Annotated in this window: 34 protein-coding genes; 13 read left to right on the plus strand and 21 right to left on the minus strand. The window is 57.4% G+C overall.

Annotated elements, in window-relative coordinates:
* Window position 1 precedes the first annotated feature (1 nt).
* Together WG622_RS11815 and WG622_RS11820 are read left to right on the plus strand one after the other, a co-directional pair.
* Window positions 2-937, plus strand: a complete 936-nt coding sequence (locus tag WG622_RS11815) for a dimethylarginine dimethylaminohydrolase family protein (RefSeq protein WP_339403773.1) — start codon at window positions 2-4, stop codon at window positions 935-937.
* Window positions 938-946: 9 nt separating this feature from the next.
* Complete coding sequence (locus tag WG622_RS11820; RefSeq protein WP_339403774.1) at window positions 947-1,342, plus strand: hypothetical protein; 396 nt, start codon at window positions 947-949, stop codon at window positions 1,340-1,342.
* On the opposite strand, the gene WG622_RS11825 is transcribed toward WG622_RS11820, so the two are convergent.
* Window positions 1,339-1,725, minus strand: coding sequence for a GFA family protein (locus tag WG622_RS11825; protein WP_339403775.1), 387 nt, complete (start codon window positions 1,723-1,725; stop codon window positions 1,339-1,341). The two genes, WG622_RS11820 and WG622_RS11825, sit on opposite strands and share 4 nt — an antisense overlap.
* A gap of 101 nt (window positions 1,726-1,826) precedes the next feature.
* Here WG622_RS11825 and WG622_RS11830 point away from each other — a divergent pair, with 101 nt between their 5' ends.
* Window positions 1,827-2,606 (plus strand): type 1 glutamine amidotransferase, encoded by a 780-nt coding sequence (locus WG622_RS11830; RefSeq protein WP_339403776.1) that lies wholly within the window; start codon window positions 1,827-1,829, stop codon window positions 2,604-2,606.
* A gap of 3 nt (window positions 2,607-2,609) precedes the next feature.
* Here the strand turns inward: WG622_RS11830 and WG622_RS11835 are convergent, their stop codons facing one another.
* Window positions 2,610-3,104 (minus strand): SRPBCC family protein, encoded by a 495-nt coding sequence (locus WG622_RS11835; protein WP_339403777.1) that lies wholly within the window; start codon window positions 3,102-3,104, stop codon window positions 2,610-2,612.
* On the minus strand, window positions 3,097-3,450 hold the full coding sequence (locus tag WG622_RS11840; RefSeq protein ID WP_339403778.1) for an ArsR/SmtB family transcription factor: 354 nt from the start codon (window positions 3,448-3,450) through the stop codon (window positions 3,097-3,099). Before WG622_RS11840 ends, WG622_RS11835 begins: the two co-directional genes overlap by 8 nt.
* Before the next feature lie 135 nt (window positions 3,451-3,585).
* Here WG622_RS11840 and pheT point away from each other — a divergent pair, with 135 nt between their 5' ends.
* The gene (gene pheT / locus WG622_RS11845) at window positions 3,586-5,997 is read left to right on the plus strand and encodes a phenylalanine--tRNA ligase subunit beta (RefSeq protein ID WP_339403779.1); all 2,412 of its coding nucleotides are present in this window, start codon (window positions 3,586-3,588) and stop codon (window positions 5,995-5,997) included.
* Here pheT and WG622_RS11850 read toward each other — a convergent pair.
* Both WG622_RS11850 and WG622_RS11855 read right to left on the minus strand, forming a co-directional pair.
* Entirely contained in the window at window positions 5,994-6,494 is a 501-nt protein-coding gene (locus WG622_RS11850) for a GNAT family N-acetyltransferase (RefSeq protein WP_339403780.1), read from the minus strand. The genes pheT and WG622_RS11850 overlap by 4 nt on opposite strands.
* Entirely contained in the window at window positions 6,491-7,396 is a 906-nt protein-coding gene (locus WG622_RS11855) for a LysR family transcriptional regulator (protein ID WP_339403781.1), read from the minus strand. The genes WG622_RS11850 and WG622_RS11855 overlap by 4 nt, the downstream gene beginning before the upstream one ends.
* A 104-nt stretch (window positions 7,397-7,500) precedes the next feature.
* On the opposite strand from WG622_RS11855, the gene WG622_RS11860 reads away from it, so the two are divergent.
* The gene (locus tag WG622_RS11860) at window positions 7,501-8,133 is read left to right on the plus strand and encodes a class I SAM-dependent methyltransferase (protein WP_339403782.1); all 633 of its coding nucleotides are present in this window, start codon (window positions 7,501-7,503) and stop codon (window positions 8,131-8,133) included.
* 68 nt (window positions 8,134-8,201) lie between these two features.
* Window positions 8,202-8,651, plus strand: a complete 450-nt coding sequence (locus tag WG622_RS11865) for a YtoQ family protein (protein WP_339403783.1) — start codon at window positions 8,202-8,204, stop codon at window positions 8,649-8,651.
* A gap of 54 nt (window positions 8,652-8,705) precedes the next feature.
* On the opposite strand, the gene WG622_RS11870 is transcribed toward WG622_RS11865, so the two are convergent.
* Window positions 8,706-9,026, minus strand: coding sequence for a DnaJ family domain-containing protein (locus tag WG622_RS11870; protein ID WP_339403784.1), 321 nt, complete (start codon window positions 9,024-9,026; stop codon window positions 8,706-8,708).
* Between the two features lie 57 nt (window positions 9,027-9,083).
* Window positions 9,084-9,785, minus strand: a complete 702-nt coding sequence (locus WG622_RS11875; protein WP_339403785.1) for a glutathione S-transferase family protein — start codon at window positions 9,783-9,785, stop codon at window positions 9,084-9,086.
* A 146-nt stretch (window positions 9,786-9,931) separates the two neighbouring features.
* On the opposite strand from WG622_RS11875, the gene mscL reads away from it, so the two are divergent.
* Both mscL and WG622_RS11885 read left to right on the plus strand, forming a co-directional pair.
* On the plus strand, window positions 9,932-10,366 hold the full coding sequence (gene mscL, locus WG622_RS11880; RefSeq protein WP_209357434.1) for a large conductance mechanosensitive channel protein MscL: 435 nt from the start codon (window positions 9,932-9,934) through the stop codon (window positions 10,364-10,366).
* Between the two features lie 113 nt (window positions 10,367-10,479).
* Entirely contained in the window at window positions 10,480-11,274 is a 795-nt protein-coding gene (locus WG622_RS11885; protein WP_339403950.1) for a mechanosensitive ion channel family protein, read from the plus strand.
* 27 nt (window positions 11,275-11,301) lie between these two features.
* Here the strand turns inward: WG622_RS11885 and WG622_RS11890 are convergent, their stop codons facing one another.
* On the minus strand, window positions 11,302-11,583 hold the full coding sequence (locus WG622_RS11890) for a DUF1330 domain-containing protein (protein ID WP_339403786.1): 282 nt from the start codon (window positions 11,581-11,583) through the stop codon (window positions 11,302-11,304).
* 79 nt (window positions 11,584-11,662) lie between these two features.
* On the opposite strand from WG622_RS11890, the gene WG622_RS11895 reads away from it, so the two are divergent.
* Window positions 11,663-12,559 (plus strand): LysR family transcriptional regulator, encoded by an 897-nt coding sequence (locus WG622_RS11895; RefSeq protein ID WP_339403787.1) that lies wholly within the window; start codon window positions 11,663-11,665, stop codon window positions 12,557-12,559.
* On the opposite strand, the gene ald is transcribed toward WG622_RS11895, so the two are convergent.
* Complete coding sequence (gene ald / locus WG622_RS11900) at window positions 12,556-13,677, minus strand: alanine dehydrogenase (RefSeq protein ID WP_339403788.1); 1,122 nt, start codon at window positions 13,675-13,677, stop codon at window positions 12,556-12,558. The genes WG622_RS11895 and ald overlap by 4 nt on opposite strands.
* 138 nt (window positions 13,678-13,815) lie before the next feature.
* Here ald and WG622_RS11905 point away from each other — a divergent pair, with 138 nt between their 5' ends.
* A complete protein-coding gene (locus WG622_RS11905) occupies window positions 13,816-14,274 on the plus strand; it encodes an Lrp/AsnC family transcriptional regulator (RefSeq protein WP_209357430.1) in 459 nt (152 codons plus the stop codon).
* A gap of 116 nt (window positions 14,275-14,390) precedes the next feature.
* Here the strand turns inward: WG622_RS11905 and yghU are convergent, their stop codons facing one another.
* The 3 genes from yghU to rpsU all read right to left on the minus strand — a co-directional run bounded on the left by yghU (window position 14,391) and on the right by rpsU (window position 16,208).
* The gene (yghU, locus tag WG622_RS11910) at window positions 14,391-15,260 is read right to left on the minus strand and encodes a glutathione-dependent disulfide-bond oxidoreductase (RefSeq protein WP_339403789.1); all 870 of its coding nucleotides are present in this window, start codon (window positions 15,258-15,260) and stop codon (window positions 14,391-14,393) included.
* Window positions 15,261-15,321: 61 nt separating this feature from the next.
* Window positions 15,322-15,831 carry a ferritin gene (locus WG622_RS11915; protein ID WP_339403790.1) on the minus strand — a complete coding sequence of 170 codons (510 nt, stop codon included), beginning with the start codon at window positions 15,829-15,831 and terminating at the stop codon, window positions 15,322-15,324.
* Between the two features lie 170 nt (window positions 15,832-16,001).
* On the minus strand, window positions 16,002-16,208 hold the full coding sequence (gene rpsU, locus WG622_RS11920) for a 30S ribosomal protein S21 (protein WP_005614280.1): 207 nt from the start codon (window positions 16,206-16,208) through the stop codon (window positions 16,002-16,004).
* 111 nt (window positions 16,209-16,319) lie between these two features.
* On the opposite strand from rpsU, the gene WG622_RS11925 reads away from it, so the two are divergent.
* Together WG622_RS11925 and WG622_RS11930 are read left to right on the plus strand one after the other, a co-directional pair.
* Complete coding sequence (locus WG622_RS11925; protein ID WP_339403792.1) at window positions 16,320-16,988, plus strand: COQ9 family protein; 669 nt, start codon at window positions 16,320-16,322, stop codon at window positions 16,986-16,988.
* 24 nt (window positions 16,989-17,012) lie between these two features.
* The gene (locus WG622_RS11930; RefSeq protein WP_339403793.1) at window positions 17,013-17,993 is read left to right on the plus strand and encodes an NAD(P)H-quinone oxidoreductase; all 981 of its coding nucleotides are present in this window, start codon (window positions 17,013-17,015) and stop codon (window positions 17,991-17,993) included.
* Window positions 17,994-18,052: 59 nt separating this feature from the next.
* Here WG622_RS11930 and WG622_RS11935 read toward each other — a convergent pair whose 3' ends face one another.
* From WG622_RS11935 to WG622_RS11950, 4 genes are all read right to left on the minus strand, one after another.
* Window positions 18,053-19,339: a PepSY-associated TM helix domain-containing protein gene (locus WG622_RS11935; protein WP_339403794.1), complete on the minus strand. Its 1,287-nt coding sequence runs from the start codon at window positions 19,337-19,339 to the stop codon at window positions 18,053-18,055.
* A 36-nt stretch (window positions 19,340-19,375) separates the two neighbouring features.
* Entirely contained in the window at window positions 19,376-19,759 is a 384-nt protein-coding gene (locus WG622_RS11940) for a hypothetical protein (RefSeq protein ID WP_339403795.1), read from the minus strand.
* A 62-nt stretch (window positions 19,760-19,821) separates the two neighbouring features.
* Complete coding sequence (locus WG622_RS11945) at window positions 19,822-20,103, minus strand: hypothetical protein (protein WP_339403796.1); 282 nt, start codon at window positions 20,101-20,103, stop codon at window positions 19,822-19,824.
* Window positions 20,104-20,112: 9 nt separating this feature from the next.
* Entirely contained in the window at window positions 20,113-20,748 is a 636-nt protein-coding gene (locus WG622_RS11950; RefSeq protein WP_339403797.1) for a ribonuclease T2 family protein, read from the minus strand.
* A 133-nt stretch (window positions 20,749-20,881) separates the two neighbouring features.
* Between WG622_RS11950 and WG622_RS11955 the strand changes: the two genes are divergently transcribed.
* Window positions 20,882-21,649, plus strand: coding sequence for a DUF1013 domain-containing protein (locus WG622_RS11955; RefSeq protein WP_339403798.1), 768 nt, complete (start codon window positions 20,882-20,884; stop codon window positions 21,647-21,649).
* 46 nt (window positions 21,650-21,695) lie between these two features.
* On the opposite strand, the gene WG622_RS11960 is transcribed toward WG622_RS11955, so the two are convergent.
* The 5 genes from WG622_RS11960 to WG622_RS11980 form a co-directional block, all read right to left on the minus strand.
* The gene (locus WG622_RS11960; protein WP_339403799.1) at window positions 21,696-22,820 is read right to left on the minus strand and encodes an NAD(P)/FAD-dependent oxidoreductase; all 1,125 of its coding nucleotides are present in this window, start codon (window positions 22,818-22,820) and stop codon (window positions 21,696-21,698) included.
* A gap of 22 nt (window positions 22,821-22,842) precedes the next feature.
* Window positions 22,843-23,220, minus strand: coding sequence for a VOC family protein (locus WG622_RS11965; RefSeq protein ID WP_339403800.1), 378 nt, complete (start codon window positions 23,218-23,220; stop codon window positions 22,843-22,845).
* Window positions 23,221-23,282: 62 nt separating this feature from the next.
* A complete protein-coding gene (gene recR, locus WG622_RS11970) occupies window positions 23,283-23,873 on the minus strand; it encodes a recombination mediator RecR (RefSeq protein WP_339403801.1) in 591 nt (196 codons plus the stop codon).
* Window positions 23,874-23,929: 56 nt separating this feature from the next.
* Entirely contained in the window at window positions 23,930-24,274 is a 345-nt protein-coding gene (locus tag WG622_RS11975; RefSeq protein ID WP_209357417.1) for a YbaB/EbfC family nucleoid-associated protein, read from the minus strand.
* Window positions 24,275-24,365: 91 nt separating this feature from the next.
* Window positions 24,366-26,117 carry a DNA polymerase III subunit gamma/tau gene (locus WG622_RS11980; RefSeq protein WP_339403802.1) on the minus strand — a complete coding sequence of 584 codons (1,752 nt, stop codon included), beginning with the start codon at window positions 26,115-26,117 and terminating at the stop codon, window positions 24,366-24,368.
* Window positions 26,118-26,192 lie beyond the last annotated feature (75 nt).

Raw genomic sequence — 26,192 nt, forward strand, 5'->3', positions numbered from 1 at the left:
TATGGCCGACGGAACCCAGACCGATAGTTTTTCCCTGCGCGTGCGGCGCGACGGCGGCGGGACGCCTGAGTTGAACACTTGGGGTGCCAATAGCGATTACGGCACGCTGCGTTCGGTGCTTTTGGGGCCGATTGAGAATTATCAGTGGCTCAAGACCTCTAGTCTTTCCAAGAAATCCCTACGGCGCGGTGTCGAGTTTGATCCGAAGGTCGCCCAAGCTCAGCATGCTGAAATGGTCGACGCCTATCGATCCGCGGGTGTCGACGTGCATTTTCACGCGCCTGATCCACATTTGCCCTATCAGGTCTATGCGCGTGATAGTTCCGTCATGACGCCCTATGGCGCGATCATCACCCATATGAGCCAATTCTGGCGGCGCGGCGAAAACTTTCGCGCGATTGAGACCTACCAGAAGCTGGGCATCCCGATTTACGACTATGTGACCGCTGGTACCTTTGAGGGCGGCGATTTCAACGTCATCGAACCCGGCGCCGTTCTGATTGGCTGGGAGGGCGACGAGGGCCGTTCGCAGGAGCAAGGTGCAAAACAGATCGCGGCATGGATGGAGGCCGAGGGCTGGGAAGTCATGCTCGCCGACATCGATCCGTACTATGTGCATATCGACCTCATGGTCGTGATGCTCGCGCCGAAACTGGCGGCGGTTTGTTTGGAATGCACGGATCCGAAGGTGATCGATTGGCTCAAGTCAAAGAACATCGAGCTGATCACGGTGCCGTTCCAGGAAACCATGGCTTTGGGGTGCAACGTGGTGGCCTTGGGCGAGGATCGGGTCTTGCTGCCGGCTGCGTCAAAGACCCTGAAAGAAAAGGTCAAAGCGCATGGATTTACGGTCTTTGATCCCGAGCTTGATATGATCACGCAGGGCGGCGGCGGCGTGCATTGTATGTGCCAGAGCCTTGTCCGCGATCCGGTTTAAGGAGGCGAGATGTTAAAGAAACTCGCTCTATGTCTGGCTCTCGTCGCTCCACCATTGGCGGCGGACGAAGCTTGGGACAGCGACATGGGCCTTATCGTTTATGAGGCCGAGGAAAACGGGGCCGCGCTCTTTTCCTTTGTGAATGTAGACGCCTACCCTGCGACGCTCGTGATTCCGGGACTGGCTGGGAACTACAACACCCGAGGCGTTCATGACGCCTATTGGGTTGGCACCGGGGCAGGGGAGTGTCCTGCTTTTCTCGCGGCTCCTGGGTCTGAGGCGACGACCAATTGGGGGCGGGCACTGATCAGTTTTGACCGACCTGCATTCCCGACGTCGTTCACGTTGACGCTTGGCGATTGCTTCGGGCCGCTCACATATGCGATCCGCGCCGAGGCACCCTAGTAGGTTTCCAAAATCTCGACGGGATCGTTGATGTCGTAGTAGCAGCCTTTGTCTTTGGTGAAGATGTGCTTGGCGATTTTGAAATCATCCGGCGGGTTGTCGAGACAGCCAGCCGCGATGCCAACACCCGTTTCGTCTTTCATCTGATAGAAAAGGCTCGAGCCGCAGGCAGAACAAAACCCGCGGCGCGCCCATTCTGAAGACGTATACCAGGTCAGGGTCTCCTTTGAGGTAAAGCGCAAATCTGCGAATTCCGTGCGCGTGGCGGCCCAAAGATGCCCGCTTGTTTTGCGGCATTGGGTGCAGTGACAGACGGTAATTTCCTTGCGTCCGGTTGCAAATTCGAACCGAACTTTCCCGCATTCGCAGCTGGCTTTAATCATGTCACACTCCTGAACTGATGTCGCGTTCGAGCTTGCATGCGTTCTGAAACGAGGCAAGAGTTTCTTGACTTTGCTCTGCCATCAAATGCCGAACTGCCGCCATGACCAAAATTTTAATTATTGAATCCAACACCCCAGAAATGAATGCGGTTGGCGGAATCGCGTGTGGCGGTTTTCTTCGGACAATTCTCGGTTTGCGGCCTACGACCGAGGTTCATGTCGCGTCTCCTTATGGGGGCAAGCTGCGGCGAGGCGTATTTGATGACGTGGATGGGGTGATCTTTAGTGGCTCGGGCGTCGCATGGTCCACAGATGCACCCGAGGCAGCGGGCCTTCGTAAGGCGATGGAGGCCGCGTTCATGGCGGAGCGCCCCGTGTGGGGATCCTGTAATGGATTGCAGCTTGCTGCCGTCGTGCTGGGTGGCAAGGTCGGTGAATCTCCCAAAGGTCACGAAGTTGGCCTTGCCCTGGATCTGGCCATGACCGAGGCCGGAGGAGCGCATCCCATGATGGCAGGGCGCGATGCCAATTTCGCGGTGCCCTGCGTGCATCGCGATGAGGTTCAGGAATTGCCGGAAGGCGCCGTGCTCTTGGCGTCAAACGATCATTCGCCCGTGCAAGCTATGGTCTATGAGAAAGATGGCGTGGATTTCTGGGGCACGCAGTATCATCCGGAATTGTCAGCCTCTGAGGTTGGGACTTACCTCAATCGAGGGATTTTTGAAGGCCACCGCCATATGCAGCGCGATCTTTTGTCGGCGGATTTCGACCCGCAGGCCGCCGCGCGACTTGGCGCACCCGAAGGCGCACTAACCCTAGACACACGGGCGCGCGAATTGCTGAACTGGCTGGACCATGTCGAGGCAAAACGCGCGGCTTAGAGGTTAAGCCGTAAGATCGGCCAAAACCTCTTCGAGGATCTCCATACCCTTACCCCAGCCATTGCCCATCTGATCCATAGAGGCGGCAAAACATGCGATTTCAGCCTCTGAAGCCTCATGTGGTACCCAGGTCAGCACCATCTCGCATTTGTCGCCTGACGCTGTGAAGGTCACGGTTGTTGTCAGCCAGCGTGGCCAGTCTGGCATCATCGGGTTGGCCATTATCTGCCAGTCCGCATCCGTATTGCCGTGCAACCAAACCAGCTTCGCGTTCTGCGCCACCTCGGTGTAATCCGCCCGCTGGTAGTTGGAATTGCCGCCCCACTGCATCTCGTGCAGCCACTCTCCGCCTTCGCGCACGTCCATCTTATGCACGATCGAGGTCACCCCGGGCCCATACCAGCGCTGCACCAGTTCGGGTTCCGTCCAGGTGCGCCAGACCAAAGAGGGGGGCGCGTCAAACAGGCGTTTTAACTCGTACACGGGTAAATCAGTCATTCTTTTCCTCCTGTTTCAATTCGTTAAGCAGGTCATCGAGCTGGTCGAAGGACCCGGTCCAAAAGCGTTTAAATTCCTGAAGCCACGCCACAGCGTCCTGCATCGGGGCCGCTTTCAGGCGCGCAGGGCGGCGTTGTTTGTCTATGGCGCGTTCAATCAGCCCCGCGTTTTCCAGCACCTTGAGGTGCTTGGATACCGCAGGCTGGCTCATCGCAAACGGCTGTGCCAATTCGTTCACAGATGCATCCCCTCGCGAGAGTTTCGCAAGGATCGCGCGGCGGGTGGGGTCGGCCAGCGCGCCAAAGACCGCATCCAAGTTCGCATTTTCATAACCAAGTGATTCCATAACTAAATGGTTATATAAATTTCCACCTGCGTCAACCCTGTCGAAAACCGCGAGAAACGGGGCCATAGTGCTTCCCCCTCTCGCGCATATCCGCTAAAGCCCTTTTGACCCGACGATGACTGACGGAATTGACCGATGAAATTCACGCTTTCCTGGTTGAAAGACCACCTGGACACAGATGCTTCTCTTGACGAGATTCTGGACGCCCTGACCGACCTTGGTCTTGAGGTAGAAGGGGTTGCGAACCCTGCCGAGCGCCTGTCTGAATTTACCATCGCAAAGGTCAATGCGGCCGAGAAACATCCCGATGCGGACAAGCTGAAGGTTTGTCAGGTTGAGACCGATGAAGGCGTCAAGCAGATCGTCTGCGGCGCGCCTAACGCGCGCGAAGGCATCACCGTCGTTCTGTGTAAGCCGGGCGCCTATATTCCGGGTCTCGATATCACCATCAAGGTTGGCAATATCCGCGGCGTAGAGAGCCACGGCATGATGGCATCCGAGCGTGAGCTTGAGCTGTCTGACGAGCACAATGGCATCATCGAACTGCCTTCTGGTGAGGTGGGTCAGAAGTTCGTCGATTGGCTGGCCGAGAATGACCCAGCCAAGGTTGATCCCGTGATCGAAATCGCGATTACACCGAACCGCCCTGATGCTTTGGGCGTACGCGGTGTGGCGCTGGATCTCGCGGCGCGGGGCCTCGGCAAAATGAAGCCTGCGAAAACGGCTGATGTGACTGGCACATTCGACAGCCCGATCTCTGTCACCATCGACGAAGACACCCGCGAAAACGGATGTTTCGTGTTCGGCGGGCGCCTGATCAAAGGCGTGAAGAACGGTCCAAGCCCTGAGTGGTTGCAGGATCGCCTTAAGGCCATCGGCCTGCGTCCGATTTCCACTTTGGTCGACATCACCAACTTCTTCACCTACGACCGCAACCGCCCACTGCACGTCTTTGACGCCGATAAGGTCAAAGGCAATCTGCGCATTCACCGCGCCAAAGCGGGCGAGACCCTCGTGGGTTTGGACGAGAAAGAATACACCTTCGGCGACGGTCAGGTTGTGATCTCTGATGATGATGGCATCGAGAGCATCGCGGGGATCATGGGCGGTCTAGAAACCGGCTGTACTGAGGACACCGTGAATGTGTTCCTTGAGGCCGCCTATTGGGATCACATTCAGATCGCGACCACGGGTCGGGCTCTGAAAATCAACTCTGATGCGCGTTATCGCAACGAACGCGGCATCGACCCGGGCTTCAATATGGAAGCGCTTGATTTGGCAACCCAGATGATCATGGATCTCTGTGGCGGTGAGCCGTCTAACGTTGTCGTTGCCGGCGAAGTGCCGGACGTAAGCCGCGCCTATAAGCTCGACACCGACCGTGTGCAATCCTTGGTGGGCATGACCATTCCGGCCGAAGAACAGCGTGCTACACTCGAAGCGCTTGGCTTTACGCTGGATGGCGATATGGCCAATGTGCCGAGCTGGCGTCCCGATGTTCTGGGTGAGGCCGATCTGGTCGAAGAAGTTGCGCGGGTTGCGTCCCTGACGAAGCTTAAAGGCAAGCCGCTGCCGCGTATCTCTGCGGGCATTCCAGAGCAGATCCTGACCCCGATCCAAAAACGCGAACAGATCGCGCGTCGCACGACAGCGGCGCTGGGCTACAATGAATGTGTGACCTATAGCTTCATTGACCAATCCGCGGCCGAGCTATTTGGCGGTGGGTCTGATGCGACGATGCTGGAAAACCCGATTTCCTCGGAAATGAGCCATATGCGCCCGTCCTTGCTGCCGGGTCTTTTGCAAGCCGCAGCACGCAACCAAGCACGTGGCTTCATGGATCTGGCGCTCTTTGAATGCGGGCCAGTGTTCCACGGCGGAGAGCCCGGCGAGCAGGAAAACCTCGTCACAGGTATTCTTGTGGGTCGCACCATGTCCAAAGACATCCACGGTGAGAGCCGTCCGGTTGATGTGTTTGACGCCAAAGCCGATATGGAAGCCGTGCTCGAGGCACTGGGCGCGCCGGCCAAGCTGACGTTCAATCGCTCGACCAATGGGTGGTGGCATCCAGGTCGCTCGACCAAAGTTGGTCTGGGTCCGAAAAAGATCCTCGGCGCTTTTGGCGAGTTGCATCCGAAAACCATCGAAGCGATGGACGTCAAAGGCCCGGTTGTTGCCTTCGCGATCCATATCGCCGAGATCCCAATGCCGCGCAAATCCGGCGCGACGCGTCCGGCGTTCAGCGTCAGCGATCTGCAGGCGGTCGAGCGTGACTTTGCCTTTGTGGTCGACAGCTCTGTCGAAGCGATCAATCTGGTGAACGCCGCGGGTGGTGCCGACAAAGAGCTGATCGATTCCGTGCGGGTCTTTGACGAATTCACTGGCGAAAAGGCCGAAGCGCAGATGGGCGAAGGCAAGAAATCCATCGCTGTGACCGTACGCCTTCAGCCGTCTGAAGCGACCTTGAAAGAAAAAGACATCGAGGCAGTCTCTGCCAAGATCGTCGCCAAGGTCGAGAAAGCCACAGGCGGAACGCTGCGCGGCTAAGGTTTTGGATCGAAGGCCGGCGCGAATGTCAGCTGGCCTTCGGGATCCTGTCCTGACAAGGTTTTGAATTGCACGACCTCTGGCGGCACCTCGCCATAGGTCAGCCGCTTGTTGCAGCGAAATCCGAGTTTCGAGTAAAGCGCAGGATCGCCGATCAGCGCGCAGCCGGATGCACCTCTCTGTTCAAGGATGCTTAAACCGGCGTCCACCAATTTACGCCCGATGCCCTGGCGTTGCCGTTCAGGCGCAACTGAGATCGGGCCAAGACCGAACCAGCCGCAGTCTATGTCGTTGATCCGCACGGGTGAAAAGGCCACGTGACCGACAATCGTTCCCTCGTCTTCTGCAACCAAAGACAGGGTCAAATCGCCGTCAGACCGCAGGGCGTTCAGAAAACGCCCTTCCGAGCCGTCGCTGTAGGGCATTTGTGAAAATGCGCGTTGCGTGAGGGTAAAGAGTATTTCGGCATCTTCTGATGCTTCGGGCCGAATGATCATGGGTTCCCCCGATACGTTCGTTTCAGATAGTCCGACAACATATCAAACACCAAACGGATTCGGCGGCTGGTGTGGAGCTCTTGGTGCGTAGCCAACCATACCGGATATTTCAGCAGCTCCTCTTGCGTCACAAGGCGCCGCATGAAAGGCAATCTCTGTGCAACAAGATCATCCATGATGCTCAGGCCAAAGCCTTCGAGCGCGTATTGCCATGCGACGAGGCCATTTTCCGACCCGATGTGGAAATTGTCATCGGTGATATGGATGTCGAGATCTTTCAGATACTGCAGCATGACGGCAGTGTCGCCGTAGGAAATGAATCGGTGATCCTTTAGGTCTTCGCGCGTCGTCGGCGTGCCGTATCTCTGCAAATAACTGTCCGCGGCATAAAGCGAGGCATTGGCCTCGACCACCAGTTTCGCAATGAGGTCAGGTTGCTCGGGACGGACATGGCGAATGGCGATATCAGCCTCGCGGCGCAAGAGGTCGCGGATGTCATTGGCCGCAATCACATCGATTTTCAGGTTGGGCGCGGTGTCTTCTAACTCGCGCAGGAACTGGGGCAGGATATAGGCGGACATCATGTCAGAGGCCGTAATCCTGACCTCGCCCTCAATGGATTGGGACTGACCCGACGCGGTGAGGGCGAAAAGGTTCGCGGCCTCTCCCATTTGTTTCGTGTGATCGAGTAGCTCGACTCCGGCTGAAGTGAGCTCCAGCGTTCTGCCGACCCGCTCAAATAGTAGGATGCCGAGATCCTCCTCAAGGGCAGCGACCTGGCGGCTGAGCGTCGGTTGGGTCAGGCCAAGCTGTCGCGCGGCAGCGGACAGCGAGCCCGTTTCCGCAGTCGCCAGAAAGGCGCGGATGTGGTTCCAGTCGGGGGTTTTGGGCGCGTTACTCATGCGTTTATGTATATATTTCTTGCGAAATTGGGCAATTCTATTCGCAGTCGTTGCGTGTATTTTCCAGAGCAAGACGAGTTTTTAGAGAGTGACGAGATATGGCAATGGCAGATGCAGCCCAGTTCTGGAACAAGATCGCGCCGAAATACGCGCGTGATCCGATCAAGGATATGGAGTCCTATGAGATAACGCTGAATAAGACGCGCGGCTATCTGCGCTCCGATCATGCTGTGCTTGAGATTGGGGCGGGAACCGGGTCTACGGCCTTGTTGCTAGCAGGGGAGTGTGCTCATATCAATGCTACTGACCTGTCCGAAAAGATGCTTGAAGTGGGCCGCGAGCGGGCTTGGAATGACGGCGTTGGCAATATTTCTTTTGAGGTCCGCAGTGCCGAAGATATGCCTGATGGGCCGTATGATGTGGTGCTTGCGCATAACATCCTGCATCTGGTCGAAGATTTGCCTTCGGTTCTGGCGCGGGCGCACGCCGTGCTGAAGCCCGGCGGTGTTCTGGTGTCCAAAACCTTTGTGAAACCCATGTCTGGTCTGCATTTGGAATATCGCGTGATGAAACTCGCGCTTCCGATCATGCAGTTTTTTGGCAAAGCTCCCTTTGTGGCGTTTCACACACGCGCGGCTTTTGAGGCGGCCTTTGCAGACGCCGGATTTGAGATCGTTGAAAGCGGGCATTTCCCCGCAGGCCAAGAGCGACTTTATACTGTGGCGCGAAAGACCTAGTGCGCCGGAACGGTGGACATTTCCTAATGGCCGCGCATAGTGCGGCGCAGGAAATGCGGAGAGAGCACATGGCACTGAACGTTTATCTGTCAGGAGAGATCCACACCGATTGGCGCGAGCAGATCATTGAAGGCGCAGCTGGGCTGGATGTCAGCTTCAACAGCCCCGTGACAGACCATGCGGCCAGCGATGACTGTGGCGTTCGCATCTTGGGCGCTGAGGATCAAAAATTCTGGCACGATCACAAAGGGGCCAAGCTGAACGCGATCCGCACCCGCAAGGGGATCGAGGATGCGGATGTGGTCGTCGTGCGCTTTGGCGACAAGTACAAACAGTGGAACGCTGCCTTTGATGCAGGGTACGCTGCGGCGCTGGCTAAGTCGCTGATCGTTCTTCATGGCCCGGATCATCAGCACGCGCTGAAAGAAGTGGATGCGGCGGCTTTGGCCGTGGCAGAGGAGCCCGCCCAGGTGGTTCAGATGCTGGCCTACGTTTTGAACGGTGTTCTTCCGTCCTAAACGTCGCGCAGGCTGTGCAGGGCTAGCCTGAGTATTTTTGGCAAGATGAACGTCTTAAGGTTTTAAAAACCTGCGCCGTGCGTCCTGTTCGATCGCGAGGTGCATGTCCAGCTCCGCCAATTTCGCCATCGCGGCTTTGCGTTCAGCGGGATCGGACAGGCTTGCTAGGTACTTCGCCTGAGCGTCGCGTTCCGCTTTCAGGGTAAATTCGCGTGGAACAGCGCCAGCTTCCGCCATGATGCGAAAGCCCGCTGTCTCCGCGGCATCGCCGTAACCGGCATGCGGCAGTGGTTCACCTTCCCCTTTTAGGCCAGTCAGCTGGCCTTCGGCTTTGGCCTTGAGGATTTGACGTTCTGCGAGGTCTTTGAAGCGCATGTTCACCCCTTTTCGTCTGACCCCAATATAGGGTCAGACAGGGGTTTTCCAAAGGGGTTACCCTTGTGGGTTCGGGATCGTGCGTCCCTTTTGAACCGCCGGACGGGCCAGGAAACGCTCCAGATAGGCGTTTACATTTGGCAGTTCATCCCAGCCGACCAGGTCTTTGGCTTGATAAAAGTCCAGCGCAGCAAGCCATGGCGCGATGGCGATGTCGGCGATGGAATATTCACCGGCGATCCAGTCTTTGTCCGCGAGTTCTTTTTCCAAAACCGCTAGTAGACGCTTGGCTTCACTGACATAGCGCTCGCGTGGGCGTGGGTCTTCGATTTCGGACCCAGCGAATTTCACGAAGAAGCCCATCTGGCCAAACATCGGACCCAATCCGCCCATTTGGAACATGAGCCACTGGATGATCTTGGCTTTCTCGGAAGGGGTATTGCCAATCAGCTTGCCAGTTTTCTCAGCCAGATAAATCAAGATGGCTCCGCTTTCAAAGAGGCCCACCGGCGCGCCGTCCGGGCCATTGGGATCGATGATTGCGGGGATTTTGTTGTTCGGGTTGAGCGACAGAAACTCGGGACTTTTGACGTCCGCATCAGACAGGGTCACAAGGTGGGGTTCATAAGCCAGACCCATCTCTTCGAGCGCAATGGAAACTTTCACGCCGTTGGGGGTTGGGAATGAAAACAGCTGCAGGACGCTTGGGTCCTTAGGAGTCCATTTTTCGGTAATTTTGAATTGAGAAAGGTCGGACACGTTTATCTCCTAGGTTGATTACGGGGAAGATAGGCAGTTTTTCCCATAATTTTAGGTGAAAAACGGTGCGTATTTGGGCAGGGTGTTGTGCATAGACGCAAGTCGTCTGTGTATAACTTAAGAAATAGCAGCAGAGGGGACAGTTCATGTTGCAGGAATTCAGAGACTTTATTGCCAAAGGTAATGTCATGGACATGGCCGTTGGGATCATCATTGGCGCGGCTTTTACGGCCATTGTGAAATCCATGGTCGGCGATTTGATCAATCCGATTATTGGCCTGTTTTTGGGCGGTGTTGATTTCACGAACTCTTACATCGTGCTTTCCGGCGAAGTGGCCGCTGGCGCGAGCCTTGAGGCCGCGCGCGAAGCAGGGGCTGCGGTCTTTGCGCATGGGGCGTTTATTATGGCGGTGATCAACTTCCTGATCATTGCTTTCGTCGTCTTTATGCTTGTGCGCTACGTGAACAAGGTCAAAGACGCGGCCTCCAAGAAGGAAGAGGAAGCGCCCGTCGAGGAGGCTCCGGCGGGACCAACCGAGCTGGATATCCTGATGGAGATTCGGGACTCGCTGAAAAAGTAAGGGCTTGTCGCCTTTTCATCGAAAATGTGCTGCAGTATGGCAGGCACAGCAAAAGGGCCGGGATCTCCGGCCCTTAAATATTGGGAGACAATATCGTGACTTGGGACAGCGTGATGGCTTTCGTGGGGCAGTATTCCAACATCGTAACCGATACGATTACGGCCCTGATCGTATTGATAATTGGCTGGACAATTGCCGGCCTCGTGGCGCGCATGATCCGTCGTCGGGTCTTCGCGAGCGAGACGCTTGATGACACCATCGGCAGTTTTGCAGCGTCGATTGCACGCTGGATCATTTTGTTGATCACAGGCATCGCGATCATGGGGCTGTTTGGTATTCAGGCGACCAGTCTCGTGGCCATCATGGGTGCCGCGACTTTGGCGATTGGTTTGGCACTGCAAGGCACGCTGAATGATCTGGCCGCTGGGTTCATGCTGATTATCTTCCGCCCCTATAAGATCGGCCAATATGTCGAGGTCGGTGGAACTGCGGGGACGGTGAAGGACATCAACCTCTTTGTCACTGAACTGGCGACGCCGGATAATGTGCAGATCATCGTTCCCAATGGTCAGGCCTGGGGCTCTGTCATTACCAACTATTCCCACCACACGACCCGCCGGATCGATCTGCTGTTTGGCATTGACTACAATGACGATGCTGACAAGGCGATGGCGATCATTCTGCGTGTTGCCGAGGAAGACGGTCGCATTCTGAAAAGCCCTGAGCCTTGGGTGAAAGTCACGGACCTTGGAGCAAGTTCCGTGGATATCACAGCGCGGCTGTGGTGTTCGGCTGATGACTATTGGAACGCGAAATTCGAATTGACCAAGGCGATGAAAGAAGCCTTTGACGCCGAAGGTATCTCGATCCCATATCCGCATGTGGTGCAAATTCGCCGCGAAGGATAATTGGAAGGGGCCGTTGAGGCCCCTTTTTTACATCAGAATAATGTTGGATGTGCCGGCGCCTTGGCGCAGGGCGTGGGTGCTCGCGAGTTCCGGGTCATTGATCCAGCCAAGCGCGTGGTCACGGTCTGGGAAGGTTAGGATCACAGTCACATCCGGGGCCGATGTGTCGCCCTCGATGATTTGAGCCTCTTGAGAAACCGCTAGCGGTTCGGCTTTGTATTTCGCCAAAGCCGCGCCTGCTTTTTCACGGTAAGAGGCGAGGGTCTCTGGGTCTTTGATTGAAAGTGTAACGATGGCGTGGGCAGTCATGGTTTGGCTCCTGTGTTTTGAACTGGTTGAGACATAGCGTGCCAAGGGGTGATCAAAAACGATCATTGATGCGCATCATATGCGCATATATTATCAGGCCATGTTGGATTGGAATGACCTTCGCTTTGTTCTGGAAACCGCGAGAAATGGCGGCACCAGCGGAGCTGCGCGGGTCTTAGGGGTAAACCACGCCACTGTTGCGCGGCGTATTACGGCGGCCGAAGAGGCGCTGGGCGAAAGGCTGTTTGACCGCTTGCCCAGCGGCTATGTGCCAACAGAGGCAGGTCGAGAAGCTGTGCGAACAGCCGAGGCTATGGAGCGGCTCGACTCGGAACTGGATCTGAAAATCGCGGCACGGGATGACCGGATCAAAGGTCGGCTGCGAGTGACGGCGCCGCAGTTGTTTATTCAACGCGTATTGGGCGGCATTTTGGCCGAGTTCACCGAGGCCTATCCCGAGGTGGATCTAGAGTTGGTCGCGACCAATGACACTCTGAACCTCGCGCAGCGCGAGGCGGATGTCGCGATCCGCTTTTCCAAGGATCCTCCCGAGACTTTGGTGGGGCGCAGGTTCATCGACCAAAAAGGCGCGGTCTATGCGACGCCTGAGTTGATTGCCGGAGATCCGGGCGGCGAAGCGCCCCTAGACTGGGTCAAGTTTGCCCACTGGCCGGGGCCTCCAGCCGAGATCAAAGCCGTGCGCCCGAATTTGCGGGTGCGGTTGACGGTGGACGACATGGCTGCGGCGATCGGGGCCGTGCGGGCCGGGATCGGAGCGACGCGGATGGCGTGTTTTCTGGGGGATACGGATCCGGCCTTGGTGCGGGTGCCGGGGATGCCTCGGTTTGACTATTTACCGCTTTGGCTTTTGACCCATGCAGATCTGCGTCATGTGCCGCGGATCAGGACATTCATGGATTTCACCGCAGCTCGCTTGGGCAAGCTGCGGCCGGTGTTTGAAGGCGCCGCGCCTTAGGCTGCTTTCAGCGCCAGTTGCGGCGACAGCACGTCGATACCAAGCGCCTTGCCAACTGCAAAATAGGTCAGCTTTCCGGCGTGGACGTTGAGGCCGTTCAGCAAATGCGGATCGTCGTCACAGGCTTGCTTCCAGCCTTTGTCTGCCAGGTTCAGCAAGAACGGCAATGTCGCGTTGCCCAGAGCCTGTGTCGACGTACGTGCAACGGCCCCCGGCATGTTTGCCACACAGTAGTGCATGATGCCGTCGACCTCATAGATTGGATCGGCATGTGTGGTGGCGCGCGAGGTCTCGAAACAACCGCCCTGATCGATGGCAACATCCACCAAGGCCGCGCCCGGTTTCATGTCAGACAGCTGCGCGCGGGATACGAGCTTGGGGGCCGCCGCGCCGGGGATCAGAACCGCTCCGATCACCATGTCGGCGGTATTGACCAATTCTGCGGTCGCACCTGCGGTTGAATATTGGTTCTTGAAGACATTGCCGAAGACGTCATCGAGGTACTTCAGACGGTTAAGGCTGCGGTCCAAGACGGTCACATCTGCGCCCATGCCCGCCGCGATGCGCGCAGCGTGGGTGCCGACGACACCGCCGCCGATAACGACGACCTTGGCCGGCGCAACGCCCGGGACACCACCCATCAGAACACCACGCCCGCCATTGGCCTTCTGCAGGGTCCATGCGCCGACCTGTGGCGCCAAGCGGCCCGCGACCTCGGACATAGGCGCAAGGAGAGGCAGACCTCCGTTCGCGTCCGTCACGGTCTCATAAGCGATGGCCGTGCAGCCGCTGTCTAGAAGGTCGCGGGTTTGGTCTGGATCGGGGGCGAGGTGCAGGTAGGTGAACAAAAGCTGGCCTTCGCGCAGCATCTTGCGTTCGACCGCCTGAGGCTCTTTGACTTTGACGATCATATCGGCGGTGGCAAAGATTTCTTCGGCGGTATCAAGCAGAGTAGCACCGGCGGCTTCATAGTCCGCATCCGTAAATCCAGCACCAGCGCCTGCGCCTTTCTGGATAACAACCGAGTGGCCATGATTGACCGCCTCGCGCGCGGCATCCGGCGTCATGCCGACGCGAAATTCCTGTGGTTTGATCTCTGTTGGGCACCCGATTTTCATGAGCTTGTCCTTAGGTTTGCGTTTCCTAAGTCTGACCGCTAAACAAGGCGAAAGTGCTGCTTTTTTAGGCAGAATAAAAACATGCATATCGAAGAATCTTCGAATAATGTAAGAAATGCTGCAAGGAGGTTCGCAGATATGGAGCTTGATCAAACGGATCGTCGCATCCTGACGGTGCTGCAAAAGCGTGGGCGCATGTCGAATGCGGATCTTTCTGAGGAAGTAAACCTTTCGGCTTCGGCCTGTCATAGGCGCGTTCAGAGGCTGGAGAGCGACGGGTTTATCAAGGATTACGTGGCGCTGTTAGATCCGCGCAAAATGCGGGTGCCGACCACGGTGTTTGTCGAGATTACGCTTTCGGGCCAAGCAGATGAGGTATTAGAGGCCTTTGAGAAGGCCGTCGCGCGGATCCCAGATGTTTTGGAGTGTCATCTGATGGCGGGCACCGCGGACTATCTGTTGAAAGTTGTGGCTGAAAACACCGAGGATTTTGCGCGTATTCACCGCCAATATCTGGCGCGCCTGCCGGGGGTGGCACAGATGCAGAGTTCTTTTGCTTTGCGCACCGTGTTTAAAACCACAGCTTTACCGGTTTAGGGGTGGGGCGGTGCCCCCTTGGTTTGCGCCTTGGGCTCCGCCCGTTCGATCCTCGAAAGCGCCTCGAGCTTCTACGAGACGGGTCTCACCCCCCAAAGTATTTCCGGCAAGATGACTTAGCTGTCTTGCAGCTTATCTTGCGTTTTCGTGTCAAAGTCGGACGCATCATGGCGTTCGTGCAGTTGCATGGACAGGTCGTCGCCAAAAGCGCGGTTGACCATGCGACCGCGTTTGACCGCTGGGCGTGCGTCGATGGCTTCGGCCCAACGCATCACGTTTTTATAGCTGGCGACGTCTAGGAATTCAGCGGCGCTATAGAGGCGGCCGAGGACCAGTTGCCCATACCAAGACCAGATCGCGATATCGGCGATCGTGTAGTCTTCGCCCGTCATAAAAGTATTCTCGGCCAAATGGCGATCCAGCACGTCGAGCTGGCGCTTGGTTTCCATGGCGAAACGGTTGATCGGGTATTCCCACTTTTCCGGCGCATAGGCGTAGAAATGGCCAAAGCCACCGCCCAGATACGGCGCGCTGCCCATTTGCCAAAAGAGCCAGGACATCATTTCAGGGCGTTTCGCAGGATCGCTTGGGAGGAAGGCGTTAAATTTCTCGGCCAGATGCAGAAGGATCGCGCCGGATTCAAAAATCCGTGTGGGCGGCGTGGTGGAATGATCCATCAGCGCGGGGATTTTCGAATTGGGGTTCACGTTGACAAAACCCGAGCTGAACTGCGCGCCTTCTCCGATATTGATCAGATAGGCGTCATATTCGGCTTCGGTATGGCCCGCGGCCAGAAGCTCTTCGAAGAGGACTGTGACTTTGACGCCGTTGGGCGTTGCCAGTGAATAGAGCTGGTGGGGGTGCTTGCCGACCTCTAGCTCTTTGTCGTGGGTCGGGCCTGCAATGGGGCGGTTGATATTGGCGAATTGGCCGCCATTGTTCTGTTCCCAAGTCCAGACTTTGGGTGGGGTATAGGTGTCACTCATGAGGATCCTCGCAGGCTGTTTGAAGGGAATGTAGTCATTTGACCTGCGAGGTCCAAGGGGGTTAGGCCGTCGCGGGCGCAGCGGCCTGAGTGGCGACCTCTTTGTCCAGGGTGATGAGGTTCCAACGGTCGGTTTCAGCGGCCTCGGTTTGGATCAACAGCGTGCGGAAACTGTCTTCTTCTTCGACCTGTTCGTCGATGAACCACATCAGTTGAGTCTGGGCCGCGTAGTCGTTTTTCTCTATTGCCAGCCCGTAAAGCGCGTGGATGCTTTGGGTGACGGCTTGTTCCATCGTCAACGCGGCGCGGATGGCGGCAGAGGGCGACTGGAACGTAGTGACCGGAGCCGGAATGTCTGAAAGGGTGACGTCGCCATCCCGGCGCAGAACAAAATCAGACAGGCGCGCGGCGTGCTGGCTTTCCTCTGCGGATTGCGTACGGAAGAAGGCGGCAAAGCCCGGCAAATCCTGACTTTCGAAATAAAACGCCATCGCAAGATAGCTATGAGAGGCTGCCAGCTCTGCGTTCACTTGCGAGACAAGAGCATCGGCCAAAGTTGTGTCGAGGGTCATATGTGATCTCCTGAAAATTTGAAACGGCTGGCATCTCGCTGGCACAGCCCCAATCTAATTTAGAATAATTCTAAATCAAGGGGAATACTGGGGTAGAAACGACAAACCCCCGCGGTTTTCACCTCGGGGGTCGTCAATTCTTATAGTATCCAAAGCTGGAACAAAGGTGCTTAGAGCAGACCTTCGCGCTGGGCTTTCTTACGTGCCAGTTTACGGGCACGGCGGATCGCTTCAGCTTTCTCGCGCGCTTTTTTCTCGGACGGCTTCTCGAAATGTTGCTTAAGCTTCATTTCGCGGAAGACACCCTCACGCTGCAGCTTCTTTTTCAGGGCACGAAGCGCCTGATCGACGTTGTTGTCGCGAACACTAACCTGCATGTGGTTTTCACCACCTTTCTAAGTTTGAGTTGCAAGGATTTGCAGGAGCCGCCCCTATAGCAAAGCTCTTTTGATCTGTCTAGTATGGGGCAATGCGGTCAAGAGGTGGTCATGAGCCAAGATCTTAAGTCGAAATTAGTGGATGCGGCGCTGGCGCATGTGGCCTTTGATGGCTGGTCCCCCGCGACATTTGAGGCTGCGGTTGCGGATTCGGGTGTGGACCCTGTTGTGGCGCGTGCGATCTGTCCGCGTGGCGCGGTGGATCTGGCCGTGGCCTTTCATGAAAATGGCGATGCGGCTATGATTGCGGCCTTGGAAGGTGCGGATCTGGACGAGATGCGGTTTCGTGACAAAGTAGCCTTTGCGGTGCGCAAACGGTTGGAGTTGTGTCCTGACAAAGAGGCTGTGCGGCGAGGATCAACGCTCTTTGCCTTGCCGCACTACGCGCCAACTGGCACGCGGCTGATTTGGGGCACGGCGGATGCGATCTGGAATGCTCTGGGTGACACGTCGCGCGATTTCAACTGGTACAGCAAACGCACCACACTCAGTGGGGTCTATGCGGCGACAGTGCTGTTCTGGCTGGGGGATGAGAGCGAAGATCACGCGGATACCTGGGCCTTCTTGGATCGCCGGATCGAGAACGTCATGCAGTTTGAAAAGGCCAAGGGCGCGTTTCAGAAAAGCCCTTTGGGCAAGGCTTTGGAACGTCCGCTATTGTCCCTAGGCCGGATGCGGGCACCAAAGACGGCCTCGGGTTTTCCCGGTCGCTGGCGCTAATCACACAATAACGGAGAGACGAGCATGAGCGACGCAATGCGCGCCATTGAAATCACGGCGCCCGGGCGGCCGGATGTTTTGCAATTGACCGAACTGCCAATCCCGCAACCGGGCCACGGAGAGGTTCTGATCCGCTTAGCCTATGTCGGCGTGAACCGTCCCGACGCATTGCAACGCGCGGGGCTTTATAATCCTCCTCCAACGGCCAGCCCTCTGCCTGGTCTTGAAGGCGCCGGCATCATTGCCGCTGTTGGACCGGGTGTGACGGAATGGGCTGAGGGCGACAAAGTCTGTGCTCTCTTTCCGGGTGCGGCCTATGCCGAATATGCGCTGACACCTGCCGCGCATTGTTTGCCGATTCCCGAGGACATGCCTCTGCGTGAGGCGGCGTGTCTGCCCGAGACCTATTTCACCGTCTGGTCTAATGTCTTTGAACGTGGAGGCCTGAAGGCAGGCGAGCGGTTTCTTGTGCATGGTGGGTCTTCGGGTATCGGGACGACTGCGATCCAACTGGCCGAGGTCTTTGGGGCTCGGGTCTTTGCCACAGCGGGCTCAGAGGCCAAATGTGCTGCATGTCTGCAGCTCGGGGCAGAGCGTGCAATCAACTATAAGTCTGAGGATTTCGTCGAGATCCTGCGCAAAGAGGGCGGCGCGAATGTGATCCTTGATATGGTCGGCGGCGACTATATCCCGCGCAACCTGCGCGCTTTGGACGAGGACGGGCGGCTGGTGCAGATCGCCTTCCTGCAAGGCCCAAAGGTCGAGGTGAACTTTGCCTTCCTGATGACGCGGCGGTTGACCATGACCGGGTCTACCTTGCGGCCGCAAAGCGACTTGGAAAAGGCTCGGATTGCAGGTGAGCTGCGCGAAAAGGTCTGGCCGCTGTTGGACGCGGGTCGCATTGCGCCGGTGATGGACAAGGAATTCGCGCTTGAGGATGCTTCCGCTGCGCATTCGCGCATGGAAGGTGGAGACCACATTGGGAAGATCGTTCTGAAGGTTTGAATGAGCTGATACCAAAGGATTTGGCCCGAGCCTCAAAACCGAGGCTCGGGCCTTTTTTATTACCGCAATCGGCGCAGGTTCGCCCAATCAAGAATAAGCGCTACGATTAGCGATGCACCAACCAGAGGGAAGAGGATCGACAGTACCACGACCAGCGCGATCATGCCCGGGCTCAGTGCCGCGTCTGGCGCATTGGGCACGCCAAGGCTTCCGGCAGGGTGGCGTTTCCACCAGGCGACAAAACCCGTAACCGACAAGAGCAGCGCTAGGATTGCAGCCACCGTGTTCTGGATCAGATTGGTGAGCCCATAGAGCTCTCCTTGGTGGAACGAGATGCCATAGGACACGGTTTTCGCGACCGCTGGGTTGTCCTTGAAATCGAGCCGTTTCAGGATGTCGCCGCTGTAGCGGTCGATCACCAGTTCGGTCTGATCATTGCGGTTGGTTGAGGCCGAACGGATCCAATAGGCCGAATTGGCCTTGCGCGGCGGGCGCATTTCGTAAGGCGCTTTCAAGCCTTCTTCGCGGGCGATGGCAAAGACGTCCTCATAAGCGATCGTCACTCCAGAATCGCTCGTGGATTTCGGCGCGCCGCGGAAGCGCATGGATTGCGAATTCTGCCCCGTCGCCTTCTGGATTTGGCTGAGGCCGCCGCCCCAGACGTCGGTCCATGGCAGTCCGCTCACAAGGATTGGCGTGACCAGAACCACCGCAAGAAACCCGGTGAACAAATGAGTCTCACGCCACCAGCTGCGGCCTTTGGACGGCCCGCCTTTCGGGGGCGCCACGGCCTGAGACAAGGTGCGTTTGCCGCGTGGCCACCAGAGGTAAGCGCCCGTGATAAACATGACGATGGCCCAATGGGCCGCGAGCTCTACGAATTTGGTGCCGGTCTTTCCCAGAAGCAACTCGCCATGGAACTTCTTAAGCATGCGCATCGGCATTTCGTCGCGGGCGACTGTGCCTAGGACTTCGCCGGAATATGGGTTCACCCAGGCGTAGGAGCGGACCTTTTCCGCATCGTTATATTCGATTTTGGTCGAGCGGGTCGGGTCGTCATACTGCGTGATCCCGCGCAAACGGGTGATGCCATGGGTCTCGCGCAGCACATCGACTTGGATCTCAAGCGGCAAGGCCGCGCCGGTCTGTTCGACATGCATATAGTCGGCATAAAGCCAGTTTTCGATTTGCGGTTTATAAAGGTAAATCCCGCCGGTCAGCGCCAGCATTGCCATAAAGGGCAAGACATAAAGCGAGGCCAAAAAGTGCCATTTCCAGACGAGACGATAAAGTGCGCCGCCGCTTGCGTAAGATGCGGGGGACGCCGGTGCGGTTGCATCGGTCATAAGTATTCCTGTGTTTGATCAGAGTGAAAGAGGGGCTCAGATCAAGGCAGGCGGGGCGCGGGAGGGTTCTAGGGTCTTGAGGATCTCGCCCGATGGGGCAGGGTGCTCATGCAAAGAGAAAGCAAAGCTGTAGTCGCGGGCTAGTGTTTGCCACGCGGGAGTTGCGGTCTCGGTGACATCCAAGGCCAACGCGCGCAAACAATCGCTGTCCTGCGTCTCGTGGACTTCGACGGGGGTGCCGTCCTCATCAAGCGAGACCTTCACATATTCCGATCCCGTACAGATGATCACAACGTCTGCGCCGGGGATGAATTCCACCACCACCGCCGAAATCCGCGGCAATAAGAGCGCGACGATCAACACAAAGAGTGCAACCGTAGTCTCGTAGATGCGCAGGGCGGTGTGGAGGCGGGTGGTCATCTGGCTTCTTTAATTAGTATTTGGCTTGCTTATTAATTAGAAACCGGTGAAACTGACACGTGTTAAACTGTCGCAAGCCGCAGGATGAGCGGCAGGGCTGTTGACAGCGCTGGGCTGCTCAGTAGCGCAGCGCAGGCGAGATTGGCAATGGATAAAGCCCAGATCCAGCGGCTGTAATCAGGTAAAGCCCTTGCAATACGCGCGTTGCCGACGGCCATCAGGAACACACAGCCGAAAAAGACCACTTCGTTTAGCAGCAGAGAGCTTTGGATCGGCAGAATCAGCGATACGATCCAAGGGAGCAGGACGTTGATGCCGATCAGTGCGTTAAAGAGACGAGACATAAAGATACCCTAGCGGATCGGATCAAACAGCGCATCGTCGAGGCGACAGTCTTTGACAACGTCGCGACCGCAGGGCACGGGATCAAGCGACTTGGACAGGCAAATGCGCGCTTCTTGGATATAGCCCTGTTTGCAGGTGATGGTGATGCCATCAGGCTCGAGCTCTGGGTTGTCTTGCAGGAAGGCCTGTTCGATCAAAGTCGCGGGCAGAGAAATCGGGTCCTTCAGCTTTCGTAGCACCTCCGGACGGGTCACACGCCCATAGGCCTCACGCGACAGCGCGAAAAAATCAGCGGCTTCCAGCCCCGCACAGGTGCCATGTTTCTTCCACTGATGCCACGCGAGTCCCGAGGTGCCCATGATATCGGCCATCTCGGCGGTCATGCGGCGCGAAGGGGCGCGTTTTGTGGTGGGGCAATAGCTTGGCCAGCCTTGATGATACTGCGGCCAAAGCCCGTGCAGAATCCAGCCGTGGTCTTTATCCGCGTCGCATTGCTCGGACCCTTTCGCGTCCCCCTCTAGGCGGCACCAATTCGGCGACCAGCTCAAGGCCATGACGTAGTAATCAAACTCCCCGGACCGCTCGCCCTCGGCCAAAACCGGGGATGCGAAGACCAAAACCAGCAAGGCTACCACACGCTTCATTCACTCTTTCCTTTTATGCCAATCCACTCTATATCGGGCGTAAGTTCCCCCGAAAAGGTAGCCCGCATCCCCAAAAAGGATGCCGTCAGACCGAAAGTCTGGCGAGGGGAAAACTATGCGTTAGGAGGCCGATATGGCAAAACCGATTATGGCGAAGGCCACCGCAGTGTGGCTGGTGGACAATACAACGATCAGCTTCAAGCAGATCGCGGATTTCGTAGGCATGCACGAGCTTGAGGTGCAGGGCATCGCGGATGGCGACGTTGCGACCGGTGTCAAAGGCTTTGACCCGATAGCCAACAACCAGCTGACGCAAGAAGAAATTGATGCGGCGCAGGAGAGCCCTCTGCATAAGCTGAAACTGAAATTCAACGCAGCAGCGGTGGGCGAAGAGAAGCGTCGCGGCCCGCGTTATACGCCTCTGTCCAAGCGTCAGGATCGTCCGGCGTCTATTCTGTGGCTCGTTAAGTTCCACCCGGAACTGTCTGACGGTCAGGTGTCTAAACTGGTTGGCACCACGAAACCAACCATTCAGGCGATCCGCGAGCGCACCCACTGGAACATCGCGAATATTCAGCCGATCGATCCGGTTGCGTTGGGCCTGTGTAAACAGTCTGAGCTGGACGCAGCGGTTCAGAAAGCAGCGGCGAAGAAGGCGGCTGAAGGCGGCGTCATGAATGATGATGAGCGTCGCAAGCTGGTGTCCACCGAGCAATCTCTGGAGATGGACGCGGAACCACGTATGCCATCCAATATGGAAGGTCTTGAGGCCTTCACGCTTGGCGACACGCCTGCGGATGCGGGCCTAGAAGAAGATCCCCGCGGTGACGATGATTTCGCGGATGCGGACAGCTTCTTTAACCTGCCTGAGTCTGGTGACGAGGACGAACAGCCTTCGTAAGGCAAGCACTGAGAGACAGGAAAGAGGGGCCAGCACGGCCCCTTTTTTATTGGCTTGCCCAAGCTGGTAGCTCGCGTCCCAGCAAGGTTTCCGCCCCGAGCCGCCCAAGCTCATCGCTGCATTTCGCCCCCGCGCCGCAGCCGGCGACGGCCAATGAAATACGGTCGGAATGGCGTGTGATCAGTGGTCGGCCGGTGTCGGTGAAAGTCGTGACGCAGGCATTTGTCGTTACGCTGTCTATTTGCAAATCAGGCATGCGCGCCCGCATTTGTGCCTCTAGATGCGCGCCAACCTCGGGGTTCCCCCAGCTTTGAAACCACTCTGTCATCTCAAGAGGCGCGAGATGCCGGTCGTCTGGATCTCCGCCCAGCTTGAGATAGACTTTACCATCTGGATATCGAATAGGCGGCAAAAGGTAGGGGTCGTTTCCGTCCTGATCCAGATAGATCATTGAAGGGCAGCCTTGCAGGCGCCGGGCCTCAGCCTCTGAGACCTCGAACAGGGCGACGGTGCGGGCATAGACGCGTAGGTTCAGGCCTTCGATCAAGTTTGGTGCAAACCCCCCGGTCGCGATGAGCACCTGATCGGCTTCGATGTCGCCGGACGTGGTCTCAATCACGAGGCCCGACGGGGTTTCACGGAGCGCCTGCGCTTCGGTTCGCAACGCTTGCGCCCCATGCGCGACGGCCAGTTTGATCTGTGCAGCGACGAGCGCGCGCGGGTTGATTGTTCCAGCGTTCTTGGCTTCGAAATAGCCAATGTCATCCTCTGAAAAAGCAAAGAACGGAAAGCGATCCTGCATGTCTTTCTGCGAAAGGTGCTTTGCGTCGATATGAAGGCCTGCCGCGACGCGCCCGACATCTTGCAAATGCGAGGCATCCTGTGGTCCGGCCAGAAGGCAGCCCACGTCGTTGTAAAACGATATGCCACTGTCGGCTTCGATCTGGCGATAGCGCGCAATAGAGGCCAAGGAGGCCTGTGCCCAAAAGGGATCTGTTGCCAAGCCGCGGGTGATACGGCCTGCGTCATAGTGGCTGGCAAAAGCGCCGCTGTGCTTGGACTTGTCGTCAGGTTCACTTGGGCCAATCAAAATCACGTCATGCCCCGCCTCAGCCAAGTGACGCGCAGCCGCCGACCCAATCATCCCCGCACCGATGACAGCGTAAACCATGCTTGATCCTCCTGGCGCGAGCTTAGATGGGGGCGCAGATCTCGATCAAGAAGCCATTTGGGTCAGAGACATAAGAGATCACCTGGCCCCATGGCATTTCTGTGGGTTCTTGTATCGGGGCAGCCCCAGCCGCGACCGCGCGGGCGAAATCTTCGGCGACGGTTTCGGTCTCAAAAGCCAATTCGAAACTGGGTGCTTTGGGGTCTGCGTCTGACGGCGTCTTGCCGATCTCGCGCATCAAGGATTTGGCCGAAAAGGCGAGCTTCGTGTCGCCGGTGACCAACTCGCCATAGTCTTTGCCTTCGTGCAGAAAGCCTGTCTCAAAGCCAAAGGCCTCTTTGTAAAAGGCAAGCGTGGCGGGCACGTCGTCGACGTAAAGAATGCTGTATCTGAAACGCATTGTGGATCTCCAATATCAGTTTGTTGCCTATCCGAACGTGCTGACAGTTTTTGACAGGGATCTTAGATCGATTTCCGCGCACGAAGAGCGGCCGAGATCGTGCCTTCGTCCAGATAATCCAACTCCCCACCAATCGGCACACCTTGGGCCAGAGAGGTAAGCGTAACCTGACCTTCGAGCTGATCAGCGATGTAATGGGCGGTGGTCTGACCATCGACAGTAGCGTTAAGCGCAAGGATGACTTCACTCACGGCTTCGCTGGTCACACGGTCCACAAGACGCGGGATCGAGAGCTCTTCGGGGCCGATGCCATCCAAAGCTGAAAGCGTACCACCCAGAACATGATACCGGCCTTTGAACACACCAGCGCGCTCCATGGCCCAGAGGTCGGCGACGTCTTCGACGACACAGATTTCGCCTGTGGCGCGGGTGTCGTCTGCGCATATATCACAGATGTCAGAGGTACCGATATTGCCGCAGTTCAAGCACTCGCGCGCGGTGGCGGCGACGTTTTGCATGGCGTCACTCAGCGGCGTCAGCAAAAGCGCGCGTTTGCGCACCAGATGCAACACAGCGCGGCGCGCAGAACGGGGACCGAGGCCCGGCAGGCGGGCCATCAGATCGATCAAATTTTCGAGGTCGTTGCTGCTCATGGCCACCCCTTGCTTTTGAGTATTTCTAGCAAGATGAAAGCCGTTTGTCGCCCCACTTAGAACGGCAGTTTGAAGTCTGCTGGCAGTCCCAGACCTTCGGTGATCTTGCCCATCTCGGATTTGGCGCGGTCGGCGGCTTTGGCTTGCGCGTCTTTGATGGCGGCGAGGATCAGGTCTTCGGCGACTTCTTTTTCGCTGGGGACAAAGATGGACGGGTCGATATCCAGGCCGGTCAGATCGCCTTTGGCGGTGGCGGTGGCTTTGACGAGGCCCGCGCCGGATTCACCCGTCACGATGATGCTTTGCAGGTCGTCCTGCATCTGCGCCATCTTGGTCTGCATCTCTTGCGCTTGCTTCATCATTTTGGCCATATCGCCAATGTTGCCTAGACCTTTGAGCATCTCTGTCTCCTGAATTTGAGTTGCCCGCTAGATAGGGCGCGGGGGATGAAACGACAAGAGCAACGCGGGTCCGAAAGGGACCAAGGCGCGCCTAGTCTTCTTCAAAGGGATCCCATTCGTCTTCGACTTCGGGCAGGGCTTCGGCCTGTGCCTCTTGGGCGATCTCTTTTTGGGTTTTGATGTCGGTGATCTTGGCCTTTGGGAAGGCGTCAAAGACCGCTTTGACCAATGGGTGCTTGCGGGCCTCGGCCCTGAGGGCTTCGTTTTCCGCATCTTCGACTTCGAAGATCGACGGCGCGCCGCCTTCGTTCACAAGGATCACGGCCCAGCGATTGCCAGTCCAGCGTTGCAAGGCGGAGCCGAGACGTTGAGACAGGTCTTGAGGTGCGTTTGGTGCGGGGACGAATTCGATGCGACCTGGTTGATAGGCAGCCAAACGGACGTATTTCTTGACGTTGTTGAGCAATAGCCCGTCGCGGTTCTTTTGGATCAGGTCGACCACATGATCGAAGGTCGCAAACCGTGCGAGCGCTTGATCGGCTTGTGGCGCAAGGGCGGTGACAGTGCCACCGGGGCCGCCTGCGACTTGGGCAGTGGCATAGGCCTGCGTCGCGCCACCCATTTGCGGTGTGTTCATGCCGCCGCCTCCGCCGGGAGGGCCGGGAGGCGGGGGTGTATCCTGAAGTTTCTTGACCAGCTCTTCGGGGCTGGGCAGGTCGGCCACATGGGTCAGGCGAATGATCGCCATTTCGGCCGCCATCATGGCATTGGGTGCGGCGGCGACCTCTTCGAGCGCCTTCAGCAGCATTTGCCACATGCGGGTCATCACGCGCATCGGCAGTTTTTCCGCCATAGCCTGGCCACGGGCGCGTTCGTCGGGTGAAATGGTTGGATCGTCCGCTGATTCCGGCGTGATTTTCACCACGGAGACCCAGTGCGTGATTTCCGCCAAATCGCGCAGAACCGCCATCGGATCAGCCCCATCGGCATATTGTGCCGAAAGTTCATTGAGCGCGCCACCCGCGTCTCCGCGCAGGATCATGTCATAGAGGTCGAGCACTCGGCCGCGGTCAGCCAGACCCAGCATCGCACGGACTTGATCGGCGGTGGTTTCGCCTGCACCGTGCGAGATGGCCTGATCCAAAAGCGAGGTTGCGTCACGCGCCGATCCTTCGGCGGCGCGGGTGATCAGGGCGAGCGCGTCGTCGGCGATTTCTGCACCTTCCGAGGTCGCAATTTTGCGCATCAGCGCGATCATGACTTCGGGCTCAATCCGGCGCAGGTCGAAACGCTGACAGCGCGACAGAACCGTGACCGGAACCCTGCGAATTTCTGTGGTCGCAAAGATGAATTTCACATGCGCGGGCGGCTCTTCGAGCGTTTTCAGCAGCGCGTTGAAGGCGCTGGTCGAGAGCATGTGAACTTCGTCGATGATATAGATCTTATAGCGGGCCGAGGCCGCTCGGTAATGCACCGAGTCGATGATTTCGCGGATGTCGCCGACCCCTGTGCGCGAGGCGGCGTCCATTTCCATGACATCGACATGGCGGCCTTCCATGATGGCGCGGCAATGCTCGCATTTGCCGCAAGGCTCGGTGGTTGGACCGCCAGTGCCGTCTTCGCCGATACAGTTCATGCCTTTGGCAATGATCCGGGCGGTGGTGGTTTTGCCGGTGCCGCGAATACCGGTCATGATGAAGGCTTGCGCGATCCGATCCGCGTCAAAGGCGTTTTTCAGTGTGCGCACCATGGCGTCCTGGCCGACCAGATCGGCAAAGGTCTCGGGTCGGTATTTGCGGGCGAGAACCTGATAGCCGGTGGTCTGGGTACTGTCGTCGCTCATCTTGTGCCTTTGGATTCGGGATCGCGTCCACGTTAAGGCCAAGGGGACGGCGCGTCTACCGGATAGGCCGTGCTG

Origin of the sequence: Cognatishimia coralii (assembly GCF_037478305.1) — a bacterium.
Lineage (GTDB): Bacteria > Pseudomonadota > Alphaproteobacteria > Rhodobacterales > Rhodobacteraceae > Cognatishimia > Cognatishimia coralii.